Annotated in this window: 9 protein-coding genes; 6 read left to right on the top strand and 3 right to left on the bottom strand. The window is 61.9% G+C overall.

All coding sequences use genetic code 11. The features are described from left to right. Positions 1-43: 43 nt before the first annotated feature. Together C5J22_RS28185 and C5J22_RS28190 are read left to right on the top strand one after the other, a co-directional pair. On the top strand, positions 44-1,225 hold the full coding sequence (locus tag C5J22_RS28185) for an NAD(P)/FAD-dependent oxidoreductase (protein WP_105440950.1): 1,182 nt from the start codon (positions 44-46) through the stop codon (positions 1,223-1,225). A gap of 502 nt (positions 1,226-1,727) precedes the next feature. Continuing rightward, a complete protein-coding gene (locus C5J22_RS28190) occupies positions 1,728-3,566 on the top strand; it encodes a methyl-accepting chemotaxis protein (protein ID WP_105440951.1) in 1,839 nt (612 codons plus the stop codon). Between the two features lie 2 nt (positions 3,567-3,568). Here the strand turns inward: C5J22_RS28190 and C5J22_RS28195 are convergent, their stop codons facing one another. Further along, a complete protein-coding gene (locus C5J22_RS28195; protein ID WP_105440952.1) occupies positions 3,569-3,901 on the bottom strand; it encodes a hypothetical protein in 333 nt (110 codons plus the stop codon). 90 nt (positions 3,902-3,991) lie between these two features. Here C5J22_RS28195 and C5J22_RS28200 point away from each other — a divergent pair, with 90 nt between their 5' ends. Beyond that, positions 3,992-4,855, top strand: coding sequence for a LysR family transcriptional regulator (locus C5J22_RS28200; RefSeq protein ID WP_105440953.1), 864 nt, complete (start codon positions 3,992-3,994; stop codon positions 4,853-4,855). Between the two features lie 13 nt (positions 4,856-4,868). On the opposite strand, the gene C5J22_RS28205 is transcribed toward C5J22_RS28200, so the two are convergent. After that, positions 4,869-5,108, bottom strand: a complete 240-nt coding sequence (locus C5J22_RS28205; protein ID WP_046611383.1) for a hypothetical protein — start codon at positions 5,106-5,108, stop codon at positions 4,869-4,871. A 34-nt stretch (positions 5,109-5,142) separates the two neighbouring features. After that, entirely contained in the window at positions 5,143-6,432 is a 1,290-nt protein-coding gene (gene aceA, locus C5J22_RS28210) for an isocitrate lyase (RefSeq protein WP_105440954.1), read from the bottom strand. Between the two features lie 204 nt (positions 6,433-6,636). On the opposite strand from aceA, the gene C5J22_RS28215 reads away from it, so the two are divergent. The 3 genes from C5J22_RS28215 (at position 6,637) to C5J22_RS28225 (ending at position 10,510) form a co-directional block, all read left to right on the top strand. Next, positions 6,637-8,055, top strand: a complete 1,419-nt coding sequence (locus C5J22_RS28215; protein WP_105440955.1) for a short-chain fatty acyl-CoA regulator family protein — start codon at positions 6,637-6,639, stop codon at positions 8,053-8,055. Positions 8,056-8,177: 122 nt separating this feature from the next. Then, positions 8,178-9,275 carry a polyamine ABC transporter substrate-binding protein gene (locus C5J22_RS28220; protein ID WP_105404122.1) on the top strand — a complete coding sequence of 366 codons (1,098 nt, stop codon included), beginning with the start codon at positions 8,178-8,180 and terminating at the stop codon, positions 9,273-9,275. Between the two features lie 77 nt (positions 9,276-9,352). After that, positions 9,353-10,510, top strand: coding sequence for an ABC transporter ATP-binding protein (locus tag C5J22_RS28225; protein ID WP_105440956.1), 1,158 nt, complete (start codon positions 9,353-9,355; stop codon positions 10,508-10,510). Positions 10,511-10,567: the final 57 nt, after the last annotated feature.

Consider the following 10,567-nt stretch of genomic DNA (forward strand, 5'->3'; position numbering starts at 1 on the left):
GTTGCCGATCGAAAACAGCAGATATTGAAACAAGGAGCATGCGGTGACGCGGAAATTCGATGTGGTGGTCCTGGGCGCCGGCGGCGCGGGCATGATGTGCGCCATCCGTGCGGGCGGACGCGGCCATTCGGTGCTGGTCCTCGATCACGCCAAGGCGCCGGGCGAAAAGATCCGTATTTCCGGCGGTGGCCGCTGCAACTTCACCAATATCCATGCGACCGCCAAGAACTACCTCTCAGCCAATCCGCATTTCGCCAAGTCGGCGCTTGCGCGTTATACGCCGCGCGATTTTCTGGACATGGTCGAACGCCACGGCATTCCCTGGCACGAAAAGACGCTCGGCCAGCTCTTCTGCGACGACAGCGCCAAAGACATCATCCGTATGCTGCTGTCCGAGATGAAAGCGGCGAACGTCGTGCTCGAACTGCAGAAGCAGATCACGTCGATCGAAAAGACGCCCGACGGCTTCCGCATCGGCACCTCCGACGGGGCGGTGGAGGCGCGGTCGCTGGTGGTTGCGACCGGCGGCAAGTCGATCCCCAAAATGGGCGCCACAGGTTTTGCCTACGACGTCGCCCGGCAATTCGGGGTGAAGATCGTCGAGACGCGGCCGGCGCTCGTGCCGCTGACGCTCGATCCGAACCTGCTCGAAAAGCTCTCGCCGCTTTCCGGCATCGCGGTGCCGGCCGAAGTCCGTCACGGTAGGACTGCCTTCCGTGAGGCGTTGCTGTTTACGCATCGTGGCTTGAGCGGCCCGTCGATCCTGCAGATCTCCTCCTATTGGCGGGAAGGCGATGACGTGACGCTGGTCATCGAGCCAGACCTCGATATCGCAGCGATCCTCAAGACGGCCCGCAAGGCAAATGGAAGGCAGGCGGCGCAGACGGTACTGGCGGAGGTGTTGCCGAAACGGCTGGCTCAGTTCTTCGTCGAAAACCGCGGCCAGACCGGGCATCTCGCCGATCTTCCCGACAAGGCGATCGAGGGGCTGGCCGCCTCGATCCAGACCTGGGCCATCCGGCCCGCCGGCTCGGAAGGTTACCGGACGGCCGAGGTGACGCTCGGCGGCATCGATACATCCGAACTGGACTCGAAGACGATGCAGGCCAAGGCGGTGCCTGGCCTTTATTTCATCGGCGAATGCGTGGATGTGACCGGCTGGCTCGGTGGCTACAATTTCCAATGGGCATGGGCCTCGGGCCATGTTTGTGGGGAGGCTTTGTAGTATAGGTTGATTCAGCAGTTGTTAATGTGAGCGCCCCATCCTGCCTTAATGCCAGCCAAATCCTGTGTTTTAAGGCGGGCATGCGCTTCCTGCCGGTGGCGGCTGGAGCGCCAGAGCAACTTGCCTTGGAGTGCCGTTTCCATGCAGAGACCCAGCCGTGCCCGTGCAATCGCAATCGCTAAGGTTCAGGAGAACCCGAAGCTTATTCGCCTTCGTTTTCTCGCGATCGCCATCGGTGCAACGGCCGCGCTCCTCGCGCTTCCGGCCCTCTTTTTCTAAGAGCTTCCACTCTTCGAGTTCACCGCGCGCCTGAACGGCGGTGGTCTTCAGTCACGCTCGCGGAGCGTTGGCCTGTTTATTCTCGCGCATTCCTGAGCTCGGGTTCGCGTCAGTTCCGCGCCTCCGGGGCCTCTTTAATTCACTACATTCAAATTTAGTAAATTTTCACTTCCGCCGGCGATACTAGATTTCAGTACATAGTTTTGCGGGGAAGCTGGCCTAAATGATCAAAATCCTGCCGTCGTCCGTGGTATCGCGGATCGTTCTTCTTTGCCTCTTCATGATCTTCGTTGCGGTCATAGCGGTAGGTGGCCTCACCTATAACTACCTGCGCGGCGATATCATGGATACGGCGAAGGACGATGCGCGCAAGGCGATACGCACCATGAGCCTGCTTTACGATCTGGAACTGGACGGCGCCAAAACCGAGATCCGTGACGGCGCGGTCATCCGCGTCAGTCAGGCCGAGGGTGTGGTGAAAGACCATGACATGGTCGATCGCACGGCGTCAGCCATCGGCGGTGTCGCGACCCTGTTCGAAAAGAAGGGCACCGACTATGTCCGGATATCGACCAATGTGAAGACGGAAAAGGGCGAACGGGCAGTCGGCACCAAGCTTGCAGCGGAGCACCCGGCGCAGCCGTTCCTGGCGCGCGGGGAAGCTTATTTCGGCCCCGCCGTCTTGTTCGGCAAGGATTTCATGACGGGGTATTTCCCCATCACCAACGCCTCGAACGGCGTCACCGGCCTGCTTTTCATCGGCATTCCGATGGAAGTCTATTTTGCCCATATCGCCACCGCGGGTTATATCGTCATCGGCACCTCGCTTGGCGCTCTTCTCGTCGTCGGCATCGCAAGCCTTTTCGCCCTTCGTATGCTGCTCCGGCCGCTCGGCGTGTTGACCGGCGTCGTGCATGCGCTTGCCCAAGGCAATGACGCAACCGAAATCCCCTATGCCGAACGCCGCAACGAATTCGGCAACATCGCTCGCGCCCTGGAAGTCTTCCGGGAAGCCGCGCGCGAAAAACAACGGCTGGAGAGCCGCAGCGCCGAGGATCGAGCCGAAACGGAGGCCGAGCGCCGTCGCAACGATGCCGAAAAGCAGCGTGTCGACCGCGAGATCGACACGGCAGTCAGCGAACTGGGTGCGGCTTTGGCCCGCCTGGCTCAGGGCGACCTGTCGAGCACGATCGAGACACAGTATTCCGGCCGGCTGGAGCAGCTCCGCACCGACTTCAACGGCTCCATCGTCCGGCTGCGGGACACGCTGTCTCATATCCGCGAAAGCACGCTCTCCATCCAGAAAAGCAGTGCCGACCTCAGCCACTCCTCGACCGAACTTTCGCGCCGTACCGAAACCCAGGCGGCTTCTCTCGAGGAGACGGCCGCCGCGGTCGACGAGATCACCGCGACGGTCCGTTCTTCGGCCGAGCGCGCCCGGGAGGCGGATTTGGCGGTCGCCGTCACCAAGAAGAGCGCCGACAGCTCCGGCACCGTGGTGAGCAACGCGGTCGCTGCCATGGGACGTATCGAAGAGGCGTCCGGCAAGATTGAGCTGATCATCGAGGTCATCGACGACATCGCTTTCCAGACCAACCTCCTGGCCCTTAACGCCGGCATCGAGGCAGCCCGTGCCGGTGAGGCCGGCAAGGGATTTGCGGTCGTCGCGCAGGAAGTTCGCGAACTGGCGCAACGTTCCGCCGGTGCGGCAAAGGAAATCAAGGACCTGATCACCCAGTCGAGCCGGGAAGTCGGCTCCGGTGCCGGCCTGGTGCAGCAGGCGGGCGAAGTGCTGGCAGCGATCAGCCAGCAGATCACCGGCGTCAGCCAGCACGTGGAAATGATCGCGACGGCCAGCCGCGATCAATCGGCCGCGTTGCAGGACATCAACAACTCCGTCAACCGCATGGACCAGATGACCCAGCAGAACGGTGCGATGGTCGGCGAGACGACGGAAGCAAGCCGACGTCTCGCAAGCGAGGCAGATGCCCTGCTCGAACTGGTAGAGCAGTTCCGCATCGACGCGAACAGTCGCCGCTCGGGTTATTCCCGCGCAGCGTAATATCAGCCCACCTCAAAGCGACCGGGGCCGGGCGCCGCGGAAAATCGGGTGCCGCACCGCTCCGGCACTGCCCGGTAATCTTGCCTGGGGCGGCAGCGGTCGGAGGTTTGGTCTTCGCCTGCGCCGCCGGATAGACTGGAACCAATCTCCTGGGCGGCAGCGATGCCGCCCTTTGCCGTTTTATGTCTATCCGTCACCCGCTGCAGGCTGACGAGCCAGCGCGGGTAGGGATGGGCGTAACGCTCATAGAAATCGTTCTCCGCTGCGGTATCGCGACGGATGGGACTTGTTCGGAAGAGGTACGAATAGGCGGCTGCGACGATATTCTCATGCATCGGAATTGCTCCGTTTGTGGAAATCGTCTCCTCTATTAAACCTCAAAAACTGCTTCTTGTACCGCCGAATTCCGGCTATGTCTTTCACCTATGAAAAACATCAACTGGGATGCCTACGAGCTTTTCATGCAGGTTGCCCGGCTTGGCGGGCTGTCCGGTGCTGCCGGCATCACTGGATTGAGCCCCGCGACGATTGGCCGGCGGATGCTCGATCTGGAAGAGGCCGTCGGGCGTCCGTTGTTTTTACGCAGCCGTACCGGCTATCAGCTGACCGCCGATGGGTCTGCGTTGTTTGCCCAGATTCTGGAGATGGAAGGCGCTGCCCGCCGCATCGAGAGCTGGAAACGGGAAGGCGCCGGTTCGACGCTGGTGCGGGTTGCCTGCGGCACCTGGCTTGCCTGGATGTTCACCCGCAATCTCTCGCTTATCCGCACTGAGCGCGATGACTTCCGCCTCGATTTCTATGTCGCCGAACGACGGGCGAGCCTGACGCACCGGGAAAGCGATATTGGCATACGTGCCTTCGAGCCCGAAGAGCCGAACCTTGCGGCAACCAGGCTCGGGGAAGTCGCCTATGCGGCCTATCGTGCCCGCAACGCCCACCCCTCGGTTGCCGACCGCTGGCTTGCGGTCTCGGAGGAGGATGCGATTTCCGCCTATCTGCGTTGGCCGCATCAGGAACGGCCATCGCAAGTGGCGGTCACCATCAACCGCCCGCGCTCCCTGCGCGATTTGGCGCTGGGGGGTGCCGGAACCGCAGTCCTGCCCTGTTTCGTCGGCGACCAGGACATGCGGCTGGAGCGGGTCGGCGACGAGATCGAGAGCCTTCGGCACAGCCAGTGGATCGTCATGAACAACGACGATCGCCACCGCCGGGATATCCGCACGGTGGTCGATCGCATGGTAAAGTTCGCCCGCGGCCACGGCCCGCTATTTGCCGGCCGCCAACCTTAGACCAGTCCTCCAGTCACTGCACCCGGTTGGTGACGATGACCGGGATCATCAGGTCGCCCCAGTGGCCGTCGCCGCCGTGGTGCCGGGCGGAACGGACGAGCTCCACCGAAACCCCGGCCTCGACCGCCTTCATGATCGCATGGTTGAGGCGATGCAGGTCGTTGGCGAGCGAACGGATCGCCGCCTGCTGGTCGGGCGTCATCGCCGTCGACTGCTCTTCTGCGCGTTCCTTGACGTGGGTCTGGATGTTCATGTCGGTTCTCCTCTTGGTGATGAGTTTGTGAGGCCTATTCCGCAGCCGGCCGGAACTGGTCGTGCTCGGTGGATTCCTTCATCGCGGTGGTGGACGAAAGTCCGCCGGTGATGGCTACGGAGACGGCGTCGAAATAACCGGTGCCGACCTCGCGCTGGTGTTTCGTGGCGGTGTAGCCGTTGATCTCGGCGGCGAATTCCGCTTCCTGTAGCTCCGAATAGGCAGCCATCTGGCGGTCCTTGTAGCCACGGGCGAGCTCGAACATGCCGAAATTCAGCTGGTGGAAGCCCGCGAGCGTGATGAACTGGAACTTATAGCCCATCGCACCCAGTTCCCGCTGGAACTTGGCGATCGTTGCGTCGTCGAGATTCTTTTTCCAGTTGAACGACGGCGAGCAGTTATATGCGAGCATCTTGCCGGGATGTGCCTTGTGGACGCCTTCCGCGAACCGGCGCGCCTGTTCGAGGTCCGGCTTCGACGTCTCGCACCAGATGAGATCGCAATAGGGTGCATAGGCGACGGCGCGGGCGATGCAGGGTTCGAGCCCGTTCTTCACCTGATAGAAGCCCTCGACCGTGCGTCCTGCATCGTAGTCGACGAAGGGACGGTCGCGCTCGTCGATATCCGAGGTGAGGAGCTTTGCCGCTTCCGCGTCGGTGCGGGCGATCACCAGCGTCGGCGTGCCCATGACGTCGGCGGCAAGCCGCGCGGCCGTCAGGTTGCGGATATGTGCAGCGGTCGGGATCAGGACCTTGCCGCCGAGATGGCCGCACTTCTTTTCGGATGCGAGCTGGTCCTCGTAGTGGACGCCCGCTGCACCCGCCTCGATGAAGGCCTTCATGATCTCGAAGGCGTTGAGCGGCCCGCCGAACCCGGCTTCCGCATCAGCAACGATCGGCGCGAACCAGGTTTCGACCGAAAGGCCCTTGCCTTCCGCCGTTTCGATCTGGTCGGCACGCTGGAGCGTGCGGTTGATGCGCCGCGCCAGTTCCGGCGCGGCATTGGCCGGATAGAGCGACTGGTCCGGATACATGGCGGAGGCGGTATTGGCGTCGGCTGCGACCTGCCAGCCCGACAGGTAGATTGCCTTCAGCCCGGCCCGGACCTGCTGCATGGCCTGATTGCCGGTCATCGCGCCGAGCGCGTTGACGAAGTCCTCGCGGTGCAGCAGCGACCACAGCCGGTTGGCACCCATTTCGGCGAGCGAATAACGGATCTCCGCCGAGCCGCGCAGCCGCTTGACGTCGTCTGCGGAATAGGGGCGTTCGACCCCCTCGAAACGGCCTTTTTGAGCGCCTGGAACCAGCGTGTAAAAATCTGTCATCGTCATCCTCCTATGTAAATGCGTCAGCCGCTCGATGCGGGTTTGATGTGACTATATTTACAGAACAGAATGCTGCACCGCCAGAAAAGATGCGGAATTGTTGTCCTAAAAGGGGTTAGGATGTCTTGTCTTTCACAAGTGCTTCTGTGAAGATGTCAATTTAGTAAAAGAGGCTGGCTGGCAGCTTTGTAAAAACGGTGACAAATGGCAGAGCGAAAGATTTTTGCCGGCCCGCGGGTGCGGCGGGTGCGATTGGGCCTTGGGCTCACCCAGACGGCCATGGCCGAGGCGCTCGGCATTTCGCCTTCCTATCTCAATCTCATCGAGCGCAACCAGCGGCCGCTGACCGTCCAGCTCCTCTTGAAGCTCGCCTCCGTCTACAAGGTCGATCTCGATGCACTGCAGGGTGAGGGCGGCGGTCTTGCGGGGCGGCTACGCGAGGTGTTCGCCGATCCGCTGCTGGCCGGCGAAATCCCCGGCGACCAGGAAATCATCGAGGTGGCGGAGGCGGCCCCCAATGCGGCGCTCGGGCTGATGAAGCTTTATCGCGCCTATCGCGAGCAGGCGGCAAGGCTTTCCGATCTCGCCGAGCTTCTTGCGCGCGAGGGTCACGAAACATCGATTGCCGGCACACGCCTGCCGATCGACGAAGTGCGAGAGACGCTGGAGCGTCGCCCCAACTTCTTCGCGCGCATCGAGGATGCGGCGGAAAACTTCGCGGCGAAGCTTGGAACCGGCGACGAGCTGCCCGGCGCCCTGAAGGCCTGGGCGAAGAACGAGCACGGCATCGTGGTGCGCACGCTGCCCGTCCATGCCATGCCGAACCTGCGCCGGCGTTACGACCGCCATTCCATGCGGCTATTTCTCTCGGAGAGGCTTTCGCCCTTCGATCGGACCCGCGAGCTTGCCATGGAAGTGGCGCTTCTGGCGCTGGGCCAGGAGATCGCCGCCGAACTCGAAGACCTCAACCTCTCCACCAACGAGGCGCGGCGCATCGGCCGCTTCGAACTCGCCCGTTATGCCGCCCATGCGCTGATGATGCCCTATGGTGCTTTTCTCGCGGCAGCTCAGCGCGCCCGATACGATCTCGACGTGTTGCGCTCGCGCTTCGACGTGTCGTTCGAGCAGGCCGCCAACCGCCTGACGTCGCTCGCGCGGCCCGGCGCGCCGGGCATTCCGTTTTTTCTGATGGAACTCGACCACGCCGGCAACGCGATCCGCCGCGCCGGCGCTCAAGGGTTCCCGCAGGCCCGTTTCGGCGGGCTCTGTCCGAAGCTTGGGCTCCATTCCGCCTTCCTCCAGCCGGGCCAGGTCCTCGTCGATCGGGTAGAAATGCCGGATGGCGGGATGTTCCTGACATTGTCGAGGACGCTCGAAGGCCCGCAGGCGGGGTTCGGCGAGCGGATCCGGCGCACCGCGATCCTTCTCGGCTGCGATCTGTCGAGCGTGGGAGACACCGTCTATGGCGAGGCCCTGCCGGGGAACGCGGCGACGGTACTTGTCGGCACCGCCTGCCGGCTTTGCGAAAGACAGGGTTGCCTTTCCCGTGCCGAACCGCCGGTCACCAGACCGCTCGGACTGGACGAGATGGTGACCGGCCTCAGCGCCTTCGATTTCCAATGAGTTTTGCGGCGGCGCACATTCCCCCTTGTGGGGTGTAAAATTACTTTTTACTCTCGCGAAAAATATAAGGGAACTAGGCGTGATTTGACGATTGCGCAGAAAAAACTGGAACAGGAGAGATCATGAAAAGTCATTTGCTCAGTCTTGCCGCTGCAGTTGCCGCCACGGCCTTCGCCGCGACGGCCGCTCTGGCCCAGGAGCGCGAAGTCCGCGTCTACAACTGGTCGGACTATATCGATGAGTCGATCCTGGTCGATTTCACCAAGGAGACCGGCATCAAGGTCATCTACGATGTGTTCGACAGCAACGAGATGCTGGAGACCAAGCTTCTGGCCGGCGGTTCCGGTTATGATGTCGTCGTGCCAACCGGCCCGTTCCTCGCCCGCCAGATTCAGGCGAAGGTTTTCCAGAAGCTCGACAAGTCGAAGCTGCCGAACCTCTCCAACGTGTGGCCGCTGGTTTCCGAGCGTCTGTCGAAATACGATCCCGGCAATCAGTATGCCGTCAATTACATGTGGGGCACGACCGGCATCGGCTATAACGTCGACAAGGTGAAGGCGGCACTCGGCAATGTTCCGATCGACAGCTGGAATGTCCTCTTCAAGCCGGAAAACGCTGCCAAGCTGAAGTCCTGCGGCATCAACATCCTCGATGCATCCGACGAGACCTTCGCAATCGCGCTCAACTATCTCGGCAAGAACCCTGACAGCAAGGAAACCAAGGACCTCGAAGCCGGCGGCGCCGTCTACTCGAAAATTCGCAAGTCGGTGAAGACCTTCAATTCGTCCGCCTATATCGATGAGCTTGCCAATGGCGACAGCTGCATCACGATCGGCTGGTCGGGCGATGTGCTGCAGGCCAAGACCCGTGCCGAGGAAGCCAAGAACGGCGTCAACATCGAATTCATCATTCCCAAGGAAGGCACCTATATGTGGTTCGACAACCTCGCGATCCCGGCGGACGCGAAGCATGTCGCCGAAGCGCATGCCTTCATCAACTACCTGATGAAGCCGGAGGTCATCGCCAAGGCCTCGAACTTCGTTCAATACGCCAACGGCAACCTGGCTTCGCAGAAGTTCATCGACAAGGAAGTCCTGGAAAATCCTTCCGTCTATCCGCCGGAAGACGTGGTCAAGAAACTCTTCACCATTTCGCCCTACGGGCCGCGCGAGCAGCGGGTCCTGAACCGGGTCTGGACGCAGATCAAGACCGGTAGCTGATCAAGGGCGGGGCAGGCGGAAACGCCTGCCCCGATTACTTTTGGGGCAGCATCCATCGGGCGAAATGGGGTAAGGGCATGGCGAAATCTCTTGGGCCGGTTAAGCGTAAATTTTCTCCCTGGACCGACCCGTCGGCGGTTCCGTTCATTCGTTTCGAAAACATCACCAAACGGTTCGGCACCTTCACCGCCGTCGATAACCTGACGCTCGATATCTACGAGCGGGAATTCTTTTCGCTGCTCGGGCCCTCCGGTTGCGGCAAGACGACGCTGATGCGCATGCTCGCCGGTTTCGAGGAGCCGACCGAAGGCCGTATCCTGCTGCAGGGCAAGGATATTTCCGGCGTGCCGCCCTACCGCCGGCCGACCAACATGATGTTCCAGTCTTACGCGCTCTTCCCCCATATGACGGTCGAAAAGAACATCGCCTTCGGGTTGGAGCAGGACAATCTGCCGAAGGGCGAGATCGCCACCCGCGTCGAGGAAATGCTGAAGCTCGTCAAGCTGGAGCAGTTCGCCAAACGCAAGCCGAACCAGCTGTCCGGCGGCCAGCGCCAGCGCGTGGCGCTCGCCCGTTCCCTCGCCAAGCGCCCCAAGGTGCTGCTGCTCGACGAGCCGCTCGGTGCGCTCGACAAGAAGCTGCGCGAAGAGACGCAGTTCGAGTTGATGGACCTCCAGACCAAGCTGGGCCTGACATTCCTGATCGTCACCCACGACCAGGAGGAGGCGATGACCGTGTCCGATCGCATCGCTGTCATGGACAAGGGCCTGATCATGCAGGTGGCGACGCCGGCCGAAATTTACGAAGCGCCGAACAGCCGCTACGTCGCGGATTTCATCGGCGACATCAACATTCTCGAAGGCACGGTCGCTTCGACCGACAGCGCACTCGGCGCGCCGGGCACGGTCAGGATCGATTGCGACGGCATCGCGGTATCGGTGGAGCAGGAATGCCAGGCGGTCGCGGGCGACAAGGTCGCCTTCGCGGTGCGGCCGGAAAAGGTCCGCATCTCGCCCGACCAGCCGGCGGGTGCCTCGGCCAACGCGGTCTACGGCGAAGTCTGGGATATCGGTTATCTCGGCGACTTTTCGGTTTTCCTGGTGAAGCTCGCGGATGGCCGGGTGGTGCGTGCGGCGCAGGCCAACGTTTCCCGCCTCGTCGATCGGCCGATCACCTTCGGCGATATGGTCTGGCTCACCTGGCCGCTCGATGCCGGCCTCGTGTTGACGCGTTGAGCGGGGGACAAGGAGATGGCAAATGTTTCCGAAACCCACCCCGCCAACAAACCCAAC

This window comes from Neorhizobium sp. T25_13 (assembly GCF_002968675.1).
Lineage (GTDB): Bacteria > Pseudomonadota > Alphaproteobacteria > Rhizobiales > Rhizobiaceae > Neorhizobium > Neorhizobium tomejilense.